Source organism: Saccharothrix saharensis, assembly GCF_006716745.1.
In the GTDB taxonomy this organism is placed as follows: Bacteria; Actinomycetota; Actinomycetes; order Mycobacteriales; family Pseudonocardiaceae; genus Actinosynnema; species Actinosynnema saharense.
This window is the reverse complement of record NZ_VFPP01000001.1, coordinates 2,338,362-2,358,728: the sequence shown is the minus strand read 5'-3', so window position 1 is coordinate 2,358,728 and position 20,367 is coordinate 2,338,362. Positions and strand designations below refer to the sequence as shown.

Sequence of the window (20,367 nt, the reverse complement as noted above, 5' to 3'; positions counted from 1 at the left end):
GAAATCGGCCGACTCGCGCCTAGTCGTTACAGGTGGTGATGGACTTGGGCTACCGGCGGGTCGTGTTCGCCGTCGTGGCCATCGTACTGGTCGTGGGGGGCGCGGTGGCCTACGTGACGTCGGTCGTGCGCGACACCTCACCCGCGGCGGTGAGCCCGGTCGACGGTGACCTGATGTTCGTGGCGCTGGCCGACGGCCGCGGCCGGGTCGAGCAGGTCCGGCTGGCCGAGCCGGCGGCCCGCAGCGCGACGCCGATGACGTGCCAGCGCGTGTACCGGGCGGGCGGGACGACGGTGTGCCTGAAGCTGGCCGGGCCGGGCCCGACGTACGCCGCGGAGGTGTCGCGGGACGGCGAGGTGGTGCGGACCGTGCCGCTGCCGGGCGTGCCGAGCCGGGCCAAGGTGTCCGCCTCGGGGCGGGTGGTCACGTGGACGTCGTTCGTGACCGGTGACTCGTACGCGGTGCCCGGCGGCTTCTCCACCCGGACCGGGTTCCTGGACCTGCGCGGCGGCGAGGCCGTGGAGTCCCTGGAGGGGTTCGCGGCGGTGGTCGAGGGGCAGCCGCACACCGCGCAGGACGTGAACTACTGGGGCCTGACCGTGGCGGGCGACGACCGCACGTTCTACGCGACCCTGGCGTCCGGCGGGTACACGTGGTTGGTGAAGGGCGACCTGGTGGAGCGTCGCCTGGAGTCGTTGCGCCGTGACGCGGAGTGCCCGTCGCTGTCGCCGGACGGCACGAAGGTCGCCTACAAGAAGCGCATCGGCCGGCTGGGGCCGTGGGAGTTGGCGGTGCTGGACCTGGCGACCGGCGAGGAGCGCAGGCTGCCGGGCACGGCCGGCGTGGACGACCAGGCGACCTGGCTGGACGACGAGCGGCTCGCGTTCGCCGCCGTGCCGAAGGACGCCAAGCTCGCGTCGATCCACGTGGTGCCCGCCGACGGCTCGTCCGCGGCCGTGCCGATGATCGCCGACGCCACGTCGCCGTCCCCCGTGTGACCTCCGGCTAACGCCTTCCGCAGCGCCGCGATTTCCTGTCGTCACAGGAAATCCTGCTGCATCGGAGGCGGAAGTTGTTATTCCTTCCCGAAAACGAATACCCGACCGCAAGAATAGTATTACGCCGCACCAGCAGTACGGCCCGCTCCGCCGCTCGGACCACGTGCCGATGACGAACGCGCCGGCACCCGCCCCGACGGTCCCACCGGTGCTGCCCGCCCGGTTGCCGTCCCTGACCGGGTTGCGCTTCCTCGCCGCGTTCGTCGTCTTCGGCTTCCACCTGCACGCCGGCGGGTTGTTCGCGGGCACCGGTGCGGAAGGCGTGCTGGCGGTGCTGTTCGGCCAGGGCGCGACCGGGGTCGGGTTCTTCTTCCTGCTGTCCGGTTTCGTGCTCACCTGGTCGGCGCGGGACGGGGTCCCGGCGGCCGTCGGCCGGCGCCGGAGGGCGGCCAGGGTGCTGCCCAACCACGTGGTGGTCTGGGTGGTCGTCTTCGCGGGCCTCGCCTGGCTGGGCGGGGTGTCCGTGCTGTCCGGCGTGCTGGGGCTGTTCCTGCTCCAGGCGTGGGTGCCGGTGCAGTCGGTGTACTTCGGCGTCAACACCCCGGCCTGGTCGCTGTCGTGCGAGGCGGCGTTCTACACGGCGTTCGCGTGGCTGCTGGCACTGGTGGACCGCGTGCCGCACAAGAGGCTCTGGGCGGCGGCGGTCGGCCTCATGGCCGCCGTCATCGCCGTCCCCGCCCTGGCGCTGCCCCTGCCGGACCACCTGGAGTACTGGTTCGTCTACGTCTTCCCCGTGACGCGGGCGCTGGAGTTCGTGCTGGGCATGGTGCTCGCGCGGATCGTGCGCGCGGGCCGGTGGCCCCGGCTGGCCCCGTGGCAGGCGGGTGCGCCGGCCGTCGTCGGGTACGTCGCCTCCGGCCACCTGCCCGGCACGTTCGGCTACGTCGCGGGCACGGTCGTGCCGCTCGCGCTGCTCATCCCGGCCGTCGCCACGGCCGACCTCACCGGGTCCTGGTCACCGTGGCGCCACCGCGCGGCGGTGTTCCTCGGCGAGGTGTCCTTCGCCTTCTACCTCGTGCACCAGGTGGTGCTGCGGGCCGCGGAGGCGGTCTGGCCGCACGACGTCACCCTGGCGGCCGCGACCGGGATCTCGGCCGCCGCGCTGGGCGCCTCGCTGGTGCTGGCGTGGCTGCTGCACCGGTTCGTCGAACGGCCGGCGCAGCGACGCCTGCTCAGGCCGACAGCTCGCGCCTGAGCACCTTCTCCAGCTCGTGTCCGGCCGCGTCCCACGACCGGCCGGACACGCTCGCGGACGCGGCCCGGGCCACCGCGCCGAAGTCCGGCAGCGTCACCACGTCGGACAGCGCGCGGGCCAGGTCGTGCGGTGTCGCGGGCGCGTAGCGGACGTGGTCGTTGTCCAGCACGACCCGGTTGTGCACGGCGTCGTTGACGACCGGCAGGCAGCCCGCGGCCAGCATCTCGTGCGGGACGAGCGACACGTTCGTCATCGACAGCGTGAGACCCGCGTAGCACCGGTTGTAGATGTCGTTGAGCCGGTCGGGCGTGACCAGGCCGTGGTCGACGTGCCGCGGCCCCAGCGACCCGATCTTCTCGCCGTAGGTGTGGATCGCGACGTCGGGGTGGCGTTCGGCGAAGACCTCCAGCGCCAGCAACCCGATCTCGATCGCCCGCCGGGGCGCGAGCCGACGGGCGTAGAACACCACGCCGTCGCGCGGCACGCCGTCGAGCAGGTGGTAGCGGTCCGCGTCGCACCCGAAGTCGAACGAGTCGGCCGCCATCCCGGTCTCGGCCCGCAGCTTGTCGGCCAGGAACCGGCCGGCGGTGAAGCCGTGGAACCCCATCCGGTAGGTGTTCTCGGCCAGCGCCGACAGCCCGCCGACCGGGAAGAACCAGGGCTCGTAGTCCTGCACGAGGTAGAACCGCCTGCCCGCGCACGGGTCGTTGAACGCCGGGTAGGCCGTCATCCACGCGGTGGCGAACACGGCGTGCGCGTCGGCCATCCCGTCCAGCACGTCGTGCACCGGCCCGCGGAACCCCGGGAACGCCGACCTGACCACCGGCTCGTGGTCGGCCGCACGGCTGCCGTACACGTCGTACAGGTACAGCCGGCACGTGTGCCCCAACGACTCCAGGTGCTCGATCAGCCGGAACATCGTGGTGTGCCCGCCGGAGCCCGGTGACGGCGGCGTGCTGACCCAGTTGACCGTCAGCCGCCCGTCCGCGGGCACGGGCGGCACGACCACCGGTCGCCGCGCGCCGATGTCCGCCGCGCGCACGTCCTCCCACCGCACCGGGAACACCTCGGCCTCCGCGCCGAACCGCCGCGCCGCCCGGCCGAGCGCCCGCGCGCCGACCTGCCGCACACCCTGTTCGCGCACGATGCGCGTGACCTGGTGCGCCCGACGCCGCAACTGCTGGACGACCTTCACGCGCCACTCCTCCGCAACAGGCCCAGCACCTCGTGGCGCAGGGGGAACACCACGGCCGCGTACGCCAGCGACGCCAACGCGCCACCGACCAGCAGCCGCCACAGCGCGCCGTCGACCACCCACTGCACGCCGGACGCCACCAGGACCATCACCACACCGCCGAGCACCGGCCGGGCGACCGCCGCGCCCAGCGCCCGCGCGCGCAGCCCGTAGGGCCGGAACGCGACCAGGTACGCGGGCACGACCACCACCAGCACGACCACGCTCTGCGCCAGCGCCACGCCCCGGATGCCGTCCAGGTGCGCGCCCAGCGCCAGCAGCGGCACGAGCGCCGCCAGCCACACCAGGTGGATCACCAGGATCGCCCGCGACCGCCCGGCGCTGGCCAGGTAGTCGTAGCCCAGTTCCAACGCCACCCGCAGCGCGCCGAGCAGCACAAGCAGCGCCAACGCCTGCGCGGCCGGCGCCCACCGCTCGCCGTAGACCGTGCGCACGAGCGGGTCGGCCAACGCCGCCAGCAGCACGCACGCGGGCACGGTCACCAGCGCGAGCAGCCGCAGCGCACGGGCGAACGTCCGCGAGAACAGCTCCGGATCGTCCCTGACCTGCGAGAACGCCGCGAGCGAGACGCTGCGCACCGGCTGTGAGAACGCGCCGACCGGCCAGTTCGCGAGGTTGAACGCGAGCAGGTAGAAGCCCAGCGGCACGGTGCCCAGGACGCTGCCGACGATGATGTAGTCGACGTTGAGCACCCCGAACACCAGCAGGCTCGCGCCCGCCAGCGGCAGCCCGAACGCCAGCAGCCCGCGTGCCTGCACCGCGTCGAACCCGGGCCGGTAGCGCTTCGGCGTGTAGGCGAACATCACCACGGCGGCGACCACGTTCGTGGCGATCCGCGACCACGCCAGGCTCCACGCGCCGAAGCCCATGAGCGCCAGCACCACCACCACGGCCGTGCCGACGACGAACGCCGACGTGTCGGCGACGAACTTGTGGTCCTGCCGGAACTCGCGTTGCAGCAACGCTCCCGGCACCGCCGACGCGCCCGCGACCACCAGCGACAACGACATGAGCTGGATCACGCCGGTGGCCTGCGGCGTGTCCATCGCCGCGGCGAACCACGGCGCGCCGAGCACGCAGACCAGCGCCAGCAGCGCGCCGGACGCGATCGACAGCGTCGTCACCGTCGGCGCGAGCTCCTCGACCGGCCGTTCGGTGCGGACCAGCGCGACGCTCACGCCCATCTCGCTGACGCTCAGCACGATGTTGAGCACCACCAGCGCGACCGCGAACACGCCGAACTGCTCGGGCGCGATCAGCCGGGCCAGCAGCACGCCCACGCCGACCTGGCTGAACCGCTGCACCAGGCTGTTGACCGCGCTCCACCGGATCGCCGAGGAGACCTTGCGCCGCAGCTCCGGCCGCTCGGTCCCCGGTGGCTCCACGGCGGTCACTGGCCGCGCCACTTCCAGACCTGCTTGCCCACGAGCCCCGCGCCGCGCTTGGCCAGGTGGCTCCCGACGAACAGCTGCGTGCGGCTGCACACCCGCGGCCCCAGCGCCCGCCGCCGCCGCAACGCCCGGTACTCGGGCAGCCGCTCCACGCCGGCGAACACCCGCCGGGCGAACGCCTCCAGCTCGTCCACCGGGATCTCGGCCAGCTTGTCCCGGTCGTAGGCGCGCACGGCCCGCCACAGGGCGTCCTTGGCGATCGACCGGTTGGCCAGCGACCGCAGCCGCGGCGGCAGGTCGGGGTGCTCGGCGAAGAACCGCTCGAACACGGCCTGCCGCTGCTCCAGGTCGGCGAACAGCGACGAGAACCGCGTGCGCATCATGCTCTGCTGGTGCACGCGGTAGTAGGCGGCGGGCTTGCCGCGCACGTACCCGATGTCGGACACCGCGGCGATGCGCATCCACATCTCCAGGTCGCCCGCGTGCGGCAGGTCGGGCCGGTAGCCGCCGACCTCCTGCTGCACCGACGTGCGCACCACGGCCTCGGGCGAGGACAGCACGTTCTGCCCGGTCCGGCAGCGCGCCTCGATCCAGTCCACACCGGACCAGACCGTGCGGCCGGCCGGCGGCGCGACCACGGACGGCAGGTGGTCGTGGTCGGTGTAATAGACGACACGTCCGTAGACCATGCCGACGTTCGGGTGGGCCTCGAACACCTCGGCGGCACGGGCCAGCGCGCCCGGCGCCAGCAGGTCGTCCGCGGACAGCAGCACGGTGTAGTCGGCCTTGGCCCACTCCAGCAGGCCCTCGTTGTAGGTCGCGATGTGACCGCGGTTGACCTCGTGCCGGCGGCCCTCGACCCGCGGGTCCTGCGTCAACTCGGCCATGACCTCGGGCGTCTCGTCGCTCGACGTGTCGTCGATGATCAGCACCCGCACGTCGACGCCGGGTTGGTCGAGCACGCTCTTGACGCATGCACGCAGGAACCGCGCGTAGTTGTAGCAGGGGATGACGACGTCGACCGTTGGTCGTGCCGGTGGCTCAGTCACGACCTACACATCGTGTTCGAACGCGGATCGTTAACGGCGGCGCCCCGATACCGATGTAGGGGACATACGGGAAGGGGTTCCATGGACCACGTCGTGCTGACGCGTTTCAACCTGCCGTCCGTGGGCGCGGAGAGCGTCGTGCGGGCGCGGGAGGGGTGGCTGACCGAACGCGTCGGGCTGTTCGAGCGCTACTGCCTGCCTTCGGTGGCGGCGCAGACGTCCTCGAACTTCCGGTGGCTCATCTACTTCGACCCGGAGAGCCCGCAGTGGCTCAAGGACCGCATCGAGGCGCACGGCGACGCGTACACGCCGGTGTTCCGCACGCAGGTCAGCCGAGCCGAACTGGTCGAGGACATCTCGGCGCTGTTCCCGGTCAGGGGCGACGAGCTGATCACCACCAACCTCGACAACGACGACGGCCTGGCCGCGGACTTCGTGGCCCGGCTGCAGGCCGACCGGTCCACGGGCCGCCGCACCGCCCTCTACCTGGCCAACGGGCTGGTCAAGAGCCCGACCGGGCTGTTCGCCCACCACGACCGCGACAACGCGTTCGCGTCGATGCGGGAGAGCTGGGCCGACCCGGTGACGTGCTGGGCCGACTGGCACAACCGGCTGCACCGGCACGCCGAGGTGGTGTCGCTGGGCGGGCCGCCCGGCTGGCTCCAGGTCGTGCACGGCGGCAACGTGAGCAACCGCACGCGCGGCCGGCTGGTCTCGCCCGCGCCGTACCGGGCGCTGTTCGGCGCGGCGCTGGACGACGTGCCCGAGCCCGCCGGCGGCCTGCTGGCGCGCGACCGGTTCGTCGGCCACCCGCTGCGCACGGCCCGTGACGGCGCGCGGTACCTGGCCAAGACCGCGGCGCAGCGGCTGCTCGGCCCGGGCGGCTTCGAGAAGGCGAAGCAGGTGCTGGCCGCGCGCGGGCGGGTCCGGTCGTCGCGGTGAACCGGACCGCCGCGCTCGCGGCGCTGGCCGTCGCCCTGACCGCCTGCACGGCCGAGGCGCAACGGCCGGCCGACCCGCCACCGGTCCTCGCAGGTCCGTCCGTCGACTACTACAAGAAGTGGGCCAACGGGCCCAACCCGACCGGCGACCCGACCGTGTTCCCGATCAACGTCTGGATGCAGGACCCGTCCGGGATCGAGAACGGCGAGAAGCTCGGCCGCGCCTACCCGGGGATCGGCATCGACTTCGGCATCGGGCTGTGGGAGGACGAGTGGTGGTACCTGCGCCAGGAGGGCCTGCACGAGACAGACTGGCGCGTGTACGTGGACGGCACGCGGGTCGACGCCGTCCTGGCCGACACCGCGCACGCCCGCAACTACGTCGGCTACCTGATCGCCGACGAGCCGGACATGACCAAGGTCTACGGCGACGTGTTCCACCCCGACATGCAGCCGTCGGCCATCGTGGAGGCCGCCGACGCGGTGCGCGCCAAGGACCCGTCCCGGCCGACGTACCTCAACTTCAGCCCGTGGATGGGCACGCCCACCGGCGAGGTCGGCTACGGCTACATCGAGAAGTCGTACGAAGAGGACATGCGCACCTACTGCTCGGCCGCGGACATCGCGTCGGCCGACTACTACGGCTGGACCCACCCGGACCGCAATCACACCGTCGGCGCGTACAGCTACGGGCAGGTCATCGACACCATGCGCAAGTGGTGCGGGCCGGACAAGCCGCTGTACGGGTTCGTCGAGACCGGGCACCCGCACGACCGCGGCGAGATCATCGAACCCGACCAGCTCGAAGCGGCGGTCTGGAACACGGTCCTGCACGGCGCGACCGGCATCAACTACTTCGCGCACAGCTTCTACACCGACGGCACCGGCGAGTACTCCAGCGTGCTGACCCGTCCGGGGATCAAGGCCCGGGTGGCCGCCGTCAACGCCCGGCTGAAGTCGCTCGCGCCGGTGCTCAACGCGCCGAACCTGCCGGGCGTGACGGCCGCGAGCGACAACGGCATCCCGGTGTCCGCGCTCCACAAGCAGGTCGGCGACGCGCGGTGGGTGCTGGCGCAGACCGACGGCACCAAGGAGCACCCGCGCAGCCTCGCCGCCCGCGTCACGCTGACCGTGCCGGTGTCGTCGGGCACCGCCGAGGTGGTGGACGAGAATCGGACCGTGCCGATCGTGGACGGCCGGATCGTCGACGACTTCGGTCCGTACCAGGTTCGGGTGTACCGGTTCTGACCGGCTAACGGGGCAGCGGCCCTCGCCGATTGGAGCACTGCGGGACTCGAACCCCTGGAGGCCGATAGTGCTGCTCAGACAGATCCGCAAGGCGCCGGCGGCGTGCGGCGCGTTGGCGTTGGGAGCAGCGCTGCTGCTCGTGCCGCCCGGGACGGCGGTCGCCGAGGGACCGGTGCGCGTGCTCGGGTACGTCGCCAACAACGGCGGCGGCGTGTCGGTGCTCGACACCGCGACGAACGCCGTCACCACCACCCTCATCGACTCCACCGGCGACTCGCCCTACGGCGTCGGTGTCGCGTTCGACGGCACGCGCGGGTACGTGACCAACGTGCGTGACGACACGCTGACGGTCATCGACACGCCGACCAACACGGTGGACGCGGCCGTGCCGGTCGGCGACGGGCCCGCCGGCGTCGTGGTGTCGCCCTCCGGTGGCCACGTGTACGTGTCGAACTACCTGGCGGGCACGGTGTCGGTGGTGGACGCGGCGACGTTGACGACCACCGAGACCATCCCGGTCGGCGCGAACGCGGACGGCATCGCGATCACGCCCGACGGCAAGCGGCTCTACGTGGCGCACGACGTCGTCGGACCGGGCACGGTGTCCGTGGTCGACACGGCGACCAACACCGAGATCGCCGACATCCCGACCGGCAACACCCCGACCGCGGTGGCCGTGACGCCGGACGGCGCGAAGCTGGTCGTGGTCAACAAGTTCTCCAACAACGTGGCCGTGGTCGACACCGCCTCCAACGCCGTGGTCGGGACGGTCCCGGTGAGCTTCATCCCGCACGGTGTCGCCGTCTCGCCCGACGGCGGGCGCGCGTACGTGACCAACAGCGAGGGCCACAGCCTGTCCGTGGTGGACCTGGTCGCGCTGGCCCCGGTCGCGCGGATCCCGGTGGGCAGCAGGCCGATCAGCGTGGCGCTGACCCCGGACGGCGCGCGGGCCTACGTGACGAACTTCACCAGCGGCACGGTGTCCGTCGTGGACACGGCGTCGCTGTCGGTGGTCGGCACGGCGCCGGTCGGCGTCAACCCGGTGGGCATCGCGATCCACGCCGTGCCGCCGGCCCCGACGAAGCTCACCGCGGGCTACGCGCACCTGCACCTGCGCCTGCTCGGCTTCACCGCGCGCGGGCTGGACGCCACGCTCACCGAGTCGCACACGGGCAAGCCGGTGGCGGGCAAGCAGATCACGTTCCGCACGGTCAAGGGGCACCCGCTGTGCACCGCGACCACGAACGCCTACGGCAAGGCGCAGTGCGACGCGAACGTGCCCCTGCTGGTCGGCCTGGCCACCCTGCTCCAGGGCTACACGGCGAGCCACCCGGGCGACCCGACCCACGGCCGTTCGGTGGCGCACGGCCCGATCGGCCTGCTCTGATCAAGGTGTGGCCGACCCGCCGGCTCCCCCAGGAGGAATCGACCCCCTGGGGGAGCCGGCGGGTACTACCGCCGTCGGGCGTTGAGCCACCAGGCCACCACGACCGCCACGAGCAGCGAACCGATCGCCGCGTGCACCGCCGTGCCGAACGCGGCGAACTGGAGCAGCAGGCCGAACGCCACGGACGACACCAGCCGCGCCAGCGCCTGCCCCGTCTGCACCACGGCCAGACCGGACGCGCGCAGCGACTCCGGTACGAGCGCGCTCACCCGGGCCGACAGGACGCCGTCCGTCGCGGCGTAGAACAGGCCGTGCAGCAACAAGGCCGCGCCGACGCCGAAGTACCCGGTGCCCGGAGCCAGCAGCAGCACGTACACGGCCAGCAGCAGCACGTGCCCGCCCAGGAACACCGGCCACCGGCCGACCCGGTCCGCCAGCCGCCCCACCGGCGCGGCGGCCACGAGGAACACCAGGGCGGTGCCCAGCGGCAGCAGCGGGAGCAGGTGCAGCGGCGCGTCGGTCGCCTTCTGCACCAGGATGAACACGAACGCGTCCGACACCGTCGCCAGGCCCAGCACCGCCGTCCCGACCGCGAGCCGCCGGTAGCCGGCCTCCCGCAGCAGCGTGAAGCCCGCCCGCAGTGACGGGCGCGGCCCGGCCGACGCGGGCCGCGGGTTCTCCCGCACGAACGCCACCAGCACGATCAGCCCGACCGCGGCGAAGCACGCGCTCACCACGAACACCGGGCCCGCGACCGTGCCGATGGAGTACAGCAGCAGGAACGTCACCAGCGGCCCGAGCAGCGCGCCCACCGTGTCCATGCTCCGGTGCACCCCGAACGCCGCGCCCAACCGGTCCGGCGGGGTGGCCAACGAGATCAACGCGTCCCGCGGCGCGGTGCGCAGGCCCTTGCCCGCGCGGTCGGCCGCCATGGTCGCGCCGATGCCGAACGCCGACGCGCCGACGAGCGGGAAGATGAGCTTCGTCACCGCCGACAGCCCGTAACCGACCGCCGCGACCGCCTTGTGCCGGTGCGTGCGGTCCGAGACGTGACCGCCGACGAGCCGCAGCACGGCCGTCGCACCCGTGTACAGACCGTCCAGCAGACCGAACTGGGCGTAGCCCATGTTGAGCGTGAACAGCAGGTAGACCGGCATGAACGCGGTGACCATCTCGGCCGACACGTCGGTCAGCAGGCTCACCGCGCCGAGCGCGACCACCGTGCCCGGCACCTTGCCCCTGACCCGCTCGCCAGGCCGGACGGACGCTACGTACATGCACCCGATATCGGTCACGTGCGGTAACCGTTACCGCCATCCGGGCCCGTCGTAACGGGGACCACCCCGAACCCGATGACGCGGGTATGCCGGACATCCCGCAGCCCCGCGTCCGCGTGGGCGCCGTCGACGTGTGGTCCGTCCCCGAGTCCGGTGTCGCCGACCACGTCGCCGCAGCGTGGCGACGGGCCGAGGGCGGCGCGATCGTCACGGCCAACGTGGACATCGTGCGCGCCGCGACCCGCCGCCCCGAGCTGGCCGCCCTGATCGCCGAGTCCGAGCTCGTGGTGGCCGACGGCATGCCGGTCGTGTGGGCGGGCCGGCTCGCGGGCGTCCCGGTGCCCGAGCGCGTGACCGGCGCGTCGCTGGTGTTCACCCTCGCCGAAGCCGCCGCCCGCGAAGGCCGGTCGATCTACCTGCTCGGCGGTGAGCCGGGCGTGCCGGAGAAGGCCGCCGACGTGCTGCGCGCCCGCTACCCCGGGCTGCTCGTCGCGGGCACCGCCTCGCCGCCGTTCGGGTTCGACGCCGACGCCGACGCCACCGCCGCGACCGTGGCCGAGGTGGTGGAGGCCAAGCCGGACCTGGTCCTCGTCGGCCTCGGCTTCCCCAAGCAGGAACGCCTCATCCGCCTGCTGCGCGCGGATCTGCCGCAGGCCTGGTTCCTCGGGTGCGGTGCGGGCATCCCCATGGCCGCGGGCGAGTTCCGGCGCGCCTCGGGCGTGGTGCAGAAGATGGGCGCGGAGTGGCTGCACCGCCTCGCCCTCGAACCGCGCCGCCTGGCCAAGCGCTACCTGCGCGACGACCTGCCGTTCGCGTTCCGCCTGCTCGGGGGCGCGCTGCGCACCCGGTTCCGCCGCTCGGCCGCCGGTCGGGTCGGCCACCGGATCGGGGAGTAGAAGTGCCACTTGCCGTCGTCGTCGTGACCTACCACAGCGCCGAGGTCGTCGAAGACTGCCTGAAGTCGGTCGCGATCGCGCTGGAGTCCATTCCGGACAGCCGGGTCGTGGTGGTGGACAACGCTTCCGGTGACGACACCCTGGCGATCGTCGCCCGGGTCGCGCCGCACGCGCAGATCGTCGCCCGCTCGTCCAACGACGGCTTCGCGGCGGGCGTCAACGCCGGGTTCGCCGCCGCGCCGGACTGCGACGTGCTGGTGCTCAACCCGGACATCCGCCTGCACCGCGATGCCGTCGCCCTGCTGCGCGCCGCGCTGGCGCTGCCGGGGACCGGGATCGCCGTGCCGCGGTTGACCGGTGTGGACGGCGCGCCGCAGCTCTCGCTGCGCCGCACGCCGAGCCCGTTGCGCGCGTTGGGCGAAGCGGTCCTCGGCGGCACGCGGGCGGGGCGGCGCGAGGCGCTCGGCGAGGTGGTCGTGGAGCCCCTGCGGTACGAGACGGCGGGCACGGCGGACTGGGCGACCGGCGCGGCGTGGCTGATCTCGCGCGAGGCGCGCGAGGCGACCGGCGTGCTGGAGGAGCGGTACTTCCTGTACTCGGAGGAGACCGAGTACATGCTGCGCGCGGGCGAGCGCGGGTTCTCCGTCCGCTACGAGCCGCGGGCGCGTGCCGTGCACATCGGCGGCGAGCAGTCGACGTCACCGGTGCTGTGGTCGATGGCCACGACGAACCGCGTGCGGATGGTCCGCGAGCGCAACGGCCGGTTGGCGGCGTTCGCCATGTGGTGCGCCGTGCTGCTCAACGAGCTGCTGCGCGCCCCGCGCGGCGTGAAGCACCGCAAGGCCGTCGGCGACCTGCTGCGCTGGCGGCGGTGGCCGGCGCGTCCCGGCGCGGGCCCCGAGCCGGGCTGGGTGTGCTTCTCCGCGCAGGACTGGTGGTACCACAACCGGGCGCACTCGGACTTCCAGCTGATGCGGTCGATGGCCGGGCACCGCCGGGTGCTCGTGGTCAACAGCATCGGCATGCGGATGCCCACCCGGGGCAACAGCACGCACGTGTCCCGGCGCATCCTGCGCAAGCTGCGCAGCGTGGCCAAGTTCGTGCGCCGACCGATGCCCGAGTTCTACGTCATGTCGCCGCTGCCCCTGCCGTTCTACGGCTCGCCGCTGCTGCGCCGGGTCAACGCCGTGCTGGTCCGGGCCCAGGTCGGGCTGGTGGCCCGCGCGCTGGGCCTGCGCACGCCGGTGATCATGGTCACCATCCCCACCGCGTGGGACGTGGTCGCCCCGATGCGCCGGCACCGCCTGGTGTTCAACCGGTCGGACCGGCACTCGGACTTCCCGGAGGCCGACCGGGCGTCCATCGAGGCGCTGGAGAACCAGCTCCTGGCCCACTCCGACCACGTCGTGTACGTCAGCCAGGCGCTGATGGCCGAGGAGCTGCCGCGCACGGGCGACCGGGCGCACTTCCTCGACCACGGCGTGGACGTCGACCACTTCGTGGCGCGGCCGGAGCACGAGTGGCCGGACGACGTGCGCTCGATCCCCGGCCCGCGCATCGGCTTCTTCGGGGCGCTGGACGACTTCGTGGTGGACTTCGACCTGCTGGAGCGCGTCGCGGTCGAGCTGCCGCAGGCGTCCCTGGTGCTGATCGGGGACGCGACGCACCCGATGGAGCGCTTCGCCAAGTACCCGAACGTGCACTGGCTCGGGTTCCGCCCCTACAGCCTGATCCCGGCCTACGGCTCGGCGTTCGACGTGGCGATCATGCCGTGGCAGGACAACGACTGGATCAAGCGGTCGAACCCGATCAAGCTGAAGGAGTACCTGGCCCTGGGCCTGCCGGTGGTCAGCACCGACTTCGCCGAGCTGGCCGGCTACACCGACCGCGTCCGCGCCGCCCGCACGCACACGGAGTTCGTCGACGCCCTGCGCGCCACCCTGGCCACCGGCCCGCTCCTGCCCCCGGCCGCCCTCCGCGCCTCCGTCCACCTCCACTCCTGGCACGCCCGCACCCGAACCCTCCTCTCCCTGACCACCCCGTGAGTCGAACCTCCAGGTCCCGAGCGTCGAACCCCCAGGTCCCGAGTGTCCTACGTCCGGGACCCCTGAATTCAACGCTCAGGACCCGCCGCGCGGTCCTGAGGCGCGCTCGACTCCGCGACCCCCGCCGAGGTTGCGCGGCTGTGGTCTGCGCCGCGAACCTCGCCGTCTTGCCCGAGCGGGGTGGCCGGCGCATCTAGTGTGGGTGTCGTGCAGCCACTGCCCCCGAACGCCCCGTCGCGGATCGGCGACTACACGCTGCTCGCCGCCCTCGGCCGCGGCGCGATGGGGTCGGTCTACCTGGCGCGGTCACGCGGCGGGCGGCCGATCGCGGTCAAGGTCGCGCGCGCCGAGCTGGCCGACAACCCGCCGTTCCGCGAGCGCTTCCGCCGCGAGGTCGAGATGGCACGCGCGGTCGGCGGCTTCTGGACCGCCACCGTCGTGGACGCCGACCCCGACGCCGAACGGCCGTGGATGGCCACCGAGTACATCCCCGGCCCGAGCCTCCAGCAGGTCGTCCAGGACCACGGCCCCCTGCCGGAACGGGCCGTGCGCCGCCTCGCGGGCGGCCTGGCCGAGGCGCTGGTCGCCATCCACGGCGCGGGCCTGATCCACCGCGACCTCAAGCCGTCGAACGTGCTGCTGGCCGACGACGGCCCCCGCGTGATCGACTTCGGCATCGCCCGCGCGCTGGAGCACTCCGCGCTCACCGAAGCGGGCATCGTGTTCGGCACGCCCGGTTACTTGTCACCCGAACAGGTCATCGGCCAGCAGATCACCACGCAGAGCGACGTGTTCGCGCTCGGCTCGGTGCTGGTCTACGCCGCGACCGGCGGCGGCCCGTTCGGCGAGGGCGCCACGTCCGCGCTGGTCTACCGCGTGGTCCACCAGGAGCCCGACCTGTCCCGCGTGCCGCCGGGCCTGGTGCCGCTGATCGTGCCGTGCCTGGTCCGCGAACCGGCGAACCGGCCGACGCCCGCACGGCTGCTGGAAGCCATCGGCCCGCCGTCCAACGACCCGTCGTGGCTGCCCGAACGCGTCCGCACGATGGTCGAGCAACGGCACACCGAGCTGGGCCGGCTGCCAGCCAAGCCGCCGACGCGGGTCATGGTGGACGACCCGCCGCCCAGAACGCCGACGCTGGTCGCACCCACACCCGCACCCACCCCGTCCGCACCCACCCCGCCCGCGGCCCCGGTCCGCATCACCCCCGAACCGAAGGACGTCCGCCCCACCGGCGTCCGGTTCAAGACCTCCCGCGTCGTCGGCTCGAGCTGGGCCGGGGCGAACGCGCTGGCCGCCGTCGTCACGGCCTCCATCGCCGACCCGGCCGCAGGCGCGCCCGGCGCCGTCCGGCTGGCCGCGTTCGTCGCGTTCCTGGCCTTCGCCGTGGCCGCCATCCGGCTCCTGGTCGGCGTCGCCCGCTCACCGCTCACCCTCGACGTCGGCCCCGACGGCATCACGCTGTCCAACGGCACGGAGAACCGCCGCCTGCCGTGGTACGCCATCGCCCGGGTCAAGGTCGACGCCCACCACGCCCGGCCGTGGCTCGTGGTCTGGCTGGTCCCGGCCGCCAAGACCCCGGACACGCTGGGACGCGGCAGCTTCACCCGGCACAAGGGCGGCCTGCGCGTCTACCCGATCTCGCACGAGCGCTACCGCAAGCGCCGCGACCGGGACGTGGTCGAGCTGCGCTCCGCCCTGGCCTGGTACGGCTCCGCCGCCTACGACCCCCGCTGAGCCTCGGCCCGCGGCTCAACGACCGCTGAACGTCGCCTTGCCCGGACCGTCGGCCAGGAACGACCGCACCGCGCCGCGCAGGTCCTCGGTGTCGAACAGCTCGGCCGCGATCGAGGTGACGTGCTCGTTCGCCTCGGCCACGCCGCCGCTCTCGAAGTGCGCCAGCACGCGCTTGGTCGCCGCGTGCGCCACCGTCGGCCCGGCCGCCAGCGCCTGCGTGAACGCCAGCGCCGCGTCGTCGAACCCCTCGTCCGGCAGCACCCGGTTGACCACGCCCCACCGCTCCAGCGTGGCCGCGTCGTAGCGCTCGCCGGTCATCACGAACTCCTTGGCCCGACCCACGCCCGCCCGCGCGGCCAGCCGCTGCGTGCCGCCCATGGTCGGGGTCAATCCGACGACCTTCTCCACCAACCCGAACGTCGCCCGGCGCGCGGCCAGCACGATGTCGCACGCCACCGCGACCTCGAACGCCCACGTCAGGCACAGCCCGTGCGCGGCGAACACGGTCGGGAACGGCAGCGCGGCCACCCGGTCGGTCAGCTCCAGCATCTGGTCCAGCAGTGCCTTGGCCTGCGCGGACGTCTGCTGCGCGGCGAACAGCCCGACGTCGACGCCGCCGCTGACGACCCTGCCCTCGAAGCGGATCAGCAACGCCCGCGCGGGCCGTCGCTCCAGGTCCTCGACCGCCGCGTCGAGCAGGTCCTGCAGCTCGGCGGTGTAGAGGTTCAGCGGGGGAGCGTCGACGGTGAGCAGGGCCAGTCCCACGGCGTCCCGCTCCAGCCGGACCTGTTGCGCTGCCACGGGCCCGCACTTTACACGCGTCCGGAATGCCGAAAACCACGTGTCCGAATGGCCCAGCGGGGGCGAGAATCCGCCGATGAGTTCCTGGACCGTTCAGCCGGAGCCGGTTGACAGCCCGACCGCCGTCGCGGTGATCCGCACCTACCTGGCCGACATCGTCGCCCGCTACTACGGGCGGCCCGCCACGCCGGCGGAGGTCGACCGGGCGATCGCCGACGACCCGACCGACGACCTGGTCCGGTTCTTCGTCGGCCGGCACGGCGGGCAGGTGCGAGGGTGCGTCGGGTTTCGCCTGGTAGACCGCGAAACGGCGGAGATGAAGCGGATGTTCGTCGATCCGGCCGCCCGCGGCACCGGCGGCGGCGCGGCGCTGCTCGCCGCGGTCGAGGAGGCCGCCGTCTCATTTGGCGCTTCGGCCATTCGCCTCGACACCCGTACTGACCTGGTCGAAGCGCGGGCGTTGTACGCCAAGCACGGCTACCGTGAGGTGCCCCCGTTCAACAGCGACCGCTATGCGGAGCACTGGTTCGAAAAGCGGCTATAGGGGCCATCGGGTTCCCATATCACTGTTGTGATGTGTCTCACTTGACACTAAATGAACGCCCCAGTTGAGTATGTGGCGAAAGTCGGCCGCGGAATGAAATGGGGATCAGTCCAGTGGCTTTCGCCGTTGAGTTGACATTTCGTGATGCGCGCCAGGTGCGGAGATCCATTCATCTCGCACACCGGGAATATTGGCGTCCGTTAGCCGAGCAGGGAGTGCTCGTCGGGACCGGCCCCTGGGCCGACGGTTCCGGCGTGCTGCTCATCGTGCAGGTGCCCGACGACGCCGCCGCCCGGGACCTGGTGCGCGGTGACCCGTACGTGCGATCGCAGTCGATCGCGGAGGTGCGCATACGCCAGTGGCACGTGCTGCTGGGTGTGCCGGAAGGTGAGCGCGTGCCGGGCATCGTCCGGCCGCGCGATGGGCAGAGCGCCGAAGCGCGCTCGCGCGAGCCGTTGACGCCGCACGAGCACCGGATCGCGCTGATGATGTTGGAGGGCATGACGAACCGGCAGATCGCCGAGCACTTCTCGGTGTCGACCCGGGCCGTCGAACTCCACATCACCCGCATCTACCGCAAGCTCGACATCGGCAGGCGGGCCCAGCTCGCCGCGGCGATGCCGTGGGGCCAGCGCTCGTACCTCTAGGCGCACGTACCGGTCGGACGCAGTGACGCGAGGACCGACGGGGCCAACCCCGCCGGTCCTCGCGGCGTCTCAGGCCCGCAGCTGCGCCCGTGACGCCACGCCGAGCTTGCGCAGCACCCGCGCCACGTGCTGCTCCACCGTGCGCGGCGACAGGAACAGCACGTCGGCGATCTCCCGGTTCGTCCGCCCCTGCGCCAGCAACCGCGCCACGTCCCGCTCACGCGGCGACAACGCGTTGCCGTACCCGCGCCGACCGCGCCGTGACGGCGTCGGCACACCCGCGCCGCGCACCAGGTGCCGGCACCTCGCCGCGTCACGGCTCGCACCCAGCGCGTCGAACCGCGCCGCCACCTCGCCCAGCTCGGCCGCCGCCGCGTCGTCACCGCGCTCCAACGCCGTCCGCGCGATCCGTTCGGACAGCACCGCCGAGTAGTACCGCAGCCCCAGGTCGTCGGCTGCCCGACGCGCCTCCCGGAGCAGGGGCGCGGCGTGCTGCTGCGCCAGGAACGCCCGGCACATCCGCAACGCCACGTGCGCCAACGGCGCGTCCCGGCCGACGAGACCCGCGTCGAACTCCTCCACCAGCTTGACCGCGTCCTCGACCCGCCCGGCGGCCCGGAACGCGTCCACCGCGGCGGGCGCGAGTTCGCCCGCCCACGCCCAGACGCCCTTGCGCCGCGCCAGGTCCAGCCCCCGGTCCGCCTCGGCGCACGCCCTCGTCAGGTCGCCGCGTTCCGACCACAGCCTGGTCAACGCGGCGAAACCGCCCAGCGCGACCGGCGTGATCGAGTTCTCCACCGACCGCACGCCGCTGTCGGCCAGGTGCCGCTCGGCCGCGTCCCACTCGCCCCGTGTCAAGGCCAGGCACCCCAGCACCAGGTTGATCTCACCCGCGACCGGCAGCATCTCGCGGTACTCCTCCAGCAGCCGGGCGGCCCGGTCCGCCAACGTGCCCCAGTCGCCGCGGTACCAGTCGAGGTGGATGCGGGTGGACTGGCCGGTGCCCTCGGTGAACGGCACGCCCGCCCCGACGGTGAGCCGCAGCCCCCGGTCGAGGAAGTCGCGAGCCAGGTCGAAGTGGCCGACCAGGGCGAACGCGTCGGCCAGGTTGCAGTGCGCCCGCGCCAGATGACGCCGGACCGCCACGTCCGCCGCCGTGTCCGGCAACCGGTGCAGCTCCGCCATCACGGTGTGGTCGCCGGTGGACATCCGCGACCCGAGCTGGTTGGCCAGCAGCGCGTACCGCACCCGGTCGTCCCCGCACGACGCGATGAACGCCTCGACTTCGCGCAGCCACCGCAGGTGCTCCGCCAACGGCGTCGCGCCGACGAACGGCTGGGCGAGCACGGCCCGCGCCCGCATGGCGAGGTCCGGCCGGGCGGCCAGCTCCCCGATGGCGTGCTCGACGACCACGCGCCCGTTCCGCGGGCCGTCGAACTGGCGCATCAGTAGGAAGCCGAGGTTCAGCCGCACCTCGCCGCGCGCGGCGGTGGAGAGCCGGTGGTCGTCGAGCAGCCGTTCCAGCGTGGCGCGGGGGTCGCGCTGGTCGAGCCCACCGCGGGCGACCTGGCCGAGCTTGACGGCGAGCCGGTCGACGTCGGCGGGCGTGAGCGACGCCTCGTCCAGCAACCGCTGGTAGAGGTGGGTGGCGGTGGACGGGTCGCCGACCTCCAGCGCCCGGTCCGCGGCGGCCTCGCCGTGCCGCAGCCAGTCGTGCCGCAGCCCGGCGCGGCGGCTGTGCTCGGCCAGTTGCATGAACGGTCGGGGCGTGGCGTGGTCGAGGGCCCGCAGCGCGCGCAGGTGCAGGCGTTGCCGCTCGGGACCGGTGAGGGTGTCGTAGACGGCCTGCTGGGCGAGGGCGTGGCGGAAGCCGTAGCGGACGTCGGCGGTCTCGTGCAGCACGCCGCTGTGCAGCGCGTGGGTGAGCGCGGCGGCGGCCCGTTCCGGCGTGACGGCGGCGACGTCGGCGAGGAGCTGCTCGGCGGCGGGCACGCCCAGCACGGCGGCGGCCTCGGCGACGCGGCGGGCCGTGACGGGCAGCCGCGCCAGGCGTTCGGCCATCGCGTCCCGGAGCAGCGCCGGCGCCTCGACCTCGTCCAGCAGCCGCCAGTCCGGGTCGTGCAGTGCCCGGAGCATCTCCTCGACCACGAACGGGATGCCGGCCGTGCGCTCGTGCAGCCGGGCGGCGAACCCGGCGGGCACGGCGTCCACGTCGAGGATCGCGGCGGTCAGGTCGTGCACGCCGTCGACGTCCAGCGGGGCCAGCTCCACCAGCACGGACGCCACCCCGGCCGGCGGGCGGTAGGCGCTGCCCAGCGGCATGCCGCCGGGCGCGTCCTCGCGGCGGTAGGTGACCAGCGTGGTCAGGTTCGGCGGCGGGTCGGCCATCAGGAAGCGCAGCAGGTGGCGGCACCCGTCGTCGGCCCAGTGCAGGTCCTCGACCACCAGCAGGACCGGGCCGGGCACCGACAGCAGCTCGCGCACGGCGCGGAACAGGTGGTGCCGCTCGTGGCGCGGGTCGTCGGGTCGTTCGGGCGGGTCGGGCAGGTGGTCCGCGAGTTCCGGCACCAGCGGCCTCAGCACACCCGTCACCGGGCTCAGTGTCACTCGGTCCAGGCAGTCGCCCACGGTGCGCAACGCGTCGAGCACCGCGCCGTACGGGAACGGCTCGCGCAGCGGCTGGCAGAACCCGGTGAGCACGCGCAGCGGCCGCACCTCCGGCCGGCCGAGCAGCTCGCGCACCAGCCGGCTCTTGCCGACGCCGGCCTCGCCCGCCACCAGCGCCACCGACGGCTGGGTGGCCACCGCGCCCAGCAGCGCGGCCAGCTCCCGACCCCGGCCGACCAGGACCGGAGAGCTGGTTCGCGGTGGCGTCATGCGCACTCCAGGCACTCGC

General features: G+C 73.2%; 16 protein-coding genes. 10 read left to right on the top strand and 6 right to left on the bottom strand.

Features of this window, described 5'->3' with window-relative positions; translation table 11 throughout:
• The first annotated feature begins 38 nt into the window (after positions 1 to 38).
• Complete coding sequence (locus tag FHX81_RS09455; RefSeq protein ID WP_141977007.1) at positions 39 to 998, top strand: TolB family protein; 960 nt, start codon at positions 39 to 41, stop codon at positions 996 to 998.
• A 169-nt stretch (positions 999 to 1,167) separates the two neighbouring features.
• Positions 1,168 to 2,253, top strand: coding sequence for an acyltransferase family protein (locus tag FHX81_RS09450; RefSeq protein ID WP_141977005.1), 1,086 nt, complete (start codon positions 1,168 to 1,170; stop codon positions 2,251 to 2,253).
• On the opposite strand, the gene FHX81_RS09445 is transcribed toward FHX81_RS09450, so the two are convergent.
• From FHX81_RS09445 to FHX81_RS09435, 3 genes are read right to left on the bottom strand one after another with little or no spacing between them, the layout of a single operon-like run.
• Positions 2,231 to 3,448: a rhamnosyltransferase WsaF family glycosyltransferase gene (locus tag FHX81_RS09445; RefSeq protein ID WP_170231987.1), complete on the bottom strand. Its 1,218-nt coding sequence runs from the start codon at positions 3,446 to 3,448 to the stop codon at positions 2,231 to 2,233. The two genes, FHX81_RS09450 and FHX81_RS09445, sit on opposite strands and share 23 nt — an antisense overlap.
• A complete protein-coding gene (locus FHX81_RS09440) occupies positions 3,445 to 4,914 on the bottom strand; it encodes a lipopolysaccharide biosynthesis protein (RefSeq protein ID WP_246107717.1) in 1,470 nt (489 codons plus the stop codon). The genes FHX81_RS09445 and FHX81_RS09440 overlap by 4 nt, the downstream gene beginning before the upstream one ends.
• A complete protein-coding gene (locus tag FHX81_RS09435; protein WP_141977003.1) occupies positions 4,899 to 5,948 on the bottom strand; it encodes a glycosyltransferase in 1,050 nt (349 codons plus the stop codon). The genes FHX81_RS09440 and FHX81_RS09435 overlap by 16 nt, the downstream gene beginning before the upstream one ends.
• Positions 5,949 to 6,041: 93 nt before the next feature.
• On the opposite strand from FHX81_RS09435, the gene FHX81_RS09430 reads away from it, so the two are divergent.
• The 3 genes from FHX81_RS09430 (at position 6,042) to FHX81_RS09420 (ending at position 9,524) form a co-directional block, all read left to right on the top strand.
• Positions 6,042 to 6,890 carry a glycosyltransferase gene (locus FHX81_RS09430; protein ID WP_246107716.1) on the top strand — a complete coding sequence of 283 codons (849 nt, stop codon included), beginning with the start codon at positions 6,042 to 6,044 and terminating at the stop codon, positions 6,888 to 6,890.
• The gene (locus FHX81_RS09425) at positions 6,887 to 8,137 is read left to right on the top strand and encodes a hypothetical protein (RefSeq protein ID WP_141976999.1); all 1,251 of its coding nucleotides are present in this window, start codon (positions 6,887 to 6,889) and stop codon (positions 8,135 to 8,137) included. The genes FHX81_RS09430 and FHX81_RS09425 overlap by 4 nt, the downstream gene beginning before the upstream one ends.
• 67 nt (positions 8,138 to 8,204) lie before the next feature.
• A complete protein-coding gene (locus tag FHX81_RS09420) occupies positions 8,205 to 9,524 on the top strand; it encodes a cytochrome D1 domain-containing protein (protein ID WP_246107715.1) in 1,320 nt (439 codons plus the stop codon).
• A 65-nt stretch (positions 9,525 to 9,589) separates the two neighbouring features.
• Here the strand turns inward: FHX81_RS09420 and FHX81_RS09415 are convergent, their stop codons facing one another.
• Positions 9,590 to 10,801 carry an MFS transporter gene (locus FHX81_RS09415; protein ID WP_141976997.1) on the bottom strand — a complete coding sequence of 404 codons (1,212 nt, stop codon included), beginning with the start codon at positions 10,799 to 10,801 and terminating at the stop codon, positions 9,590 to 9,592.
• Between the two features lie 86 nt (positions 10,802 to 10,887).
• Here FHX81_RS09415 and FHX81_RS09410 point away from each other — a divergent pair, with 86 nt between their 5' ends.
• The 3 genes from FHX81_RS09410 (at position 10,888) to FHX81_RS09400 (ending at position 15,479) form a co-directional block, all read left to right on the top strand.
• Complete coding sequence (locus FHX81_RS09410; protein WP_141976995.1) at positions 10,888 to 11,697, top strand: WecB/TagA/CpsF family glycosyltransferase; 810 nt, start codon at positions 10,888 to 10,890, stop codon at positions 11,695 to 11,697.
• Positions 11,698 to 11,699: 2 nt separating this feature from the next.
• Positions 11,700 to 13,742: a glycosyltransferase gene (locus tag FHX81_RS09405; RefSeq protein ID WP_141976993.1), complete on the top strand. Its 2,043-nt coding sequence runs from the start codon at positions 11,700 to 11,702 to the stop codon at positions 13,740 to 13,742.
• Between the two features lie 207 nt (positions 13,743 to 13,949).
• Positions 13,950 to 15,479: a serine/threonine-protein kinase gene (locus tag FHX81_RS09400; RefSeq protein WP_141976991.1), complete on the top strand. Its 1,530-nt coding sequence runs from the start codon at positions 13,950 to 13,952 to the stop codon at positions 15,477 to 15,479.
• Positions 15,480 to 15,494: 15 nt separating this feature from the next.
• Here the strand turns inward: FHX81_RS09400 and FHX81_RS09395 are convergent, their stop codons facing one another.
• A complete protein-coding gene (locus FHX81_RS09395; protein ID WP_141976989.1) occupies positions 15,495 to 16,280 on the bottom strand; it encodes an enoyl-CoA hydratase/isomerase family protein in 786 nt (261 codons plus the stop codon).
• Positions 16,281 to 16,356: 76 nt separating this feature from the next.
• Between FHX81_RS09395 and FHX81_RS09390 the strand changes: the two genes are divergently transcribed.
• Positions 16,357 to 16,824, top strand: a complete 468-nt coding sequence (locus FHX81_RS09390) for a GNAT family N-acetyltransferase (RefSeq protein ID WP_141976987.1) — start codon at positions 16,357 to 16,359, stop codon at positions 16,822 to 16,824.
• Between the two features lie 98 nt (positions 16,825 to 16,922).
• The gene (locus FHX81_RS09385; RefSeq protein ID WP_053715935.1) at positions 16,923 to 17,471 is read left to right on the top strand and encodes a LuxR C-terminal-related transcriptional regulator; all 549 of its coding nucleotides are present in this window, start codon (positions 16,923 to 16,925) and stop codon (positions 17,469 to 17,471) included.
• 69 nt (positions 17,472 to 17,540) lie between these two features.
• On the opposite strand, the gene FHX81_RS09380 is transcribed toward FHX81_RS09385, so the two are convergent.
• Positions 17,541 to 20,348: an ATP-binding protein gene (locus tag FHX81_RS09380; protein ID WP_141976985.1), complete on the bottom strand. Its 2,808-nt coding sequence runs from the start codon at positions 20,346 to 20,348 to the stop codon at positions 17,541 to 17,543.
• Positions 20,349 to 20,367: the final 19 nt, after the last annotated feature.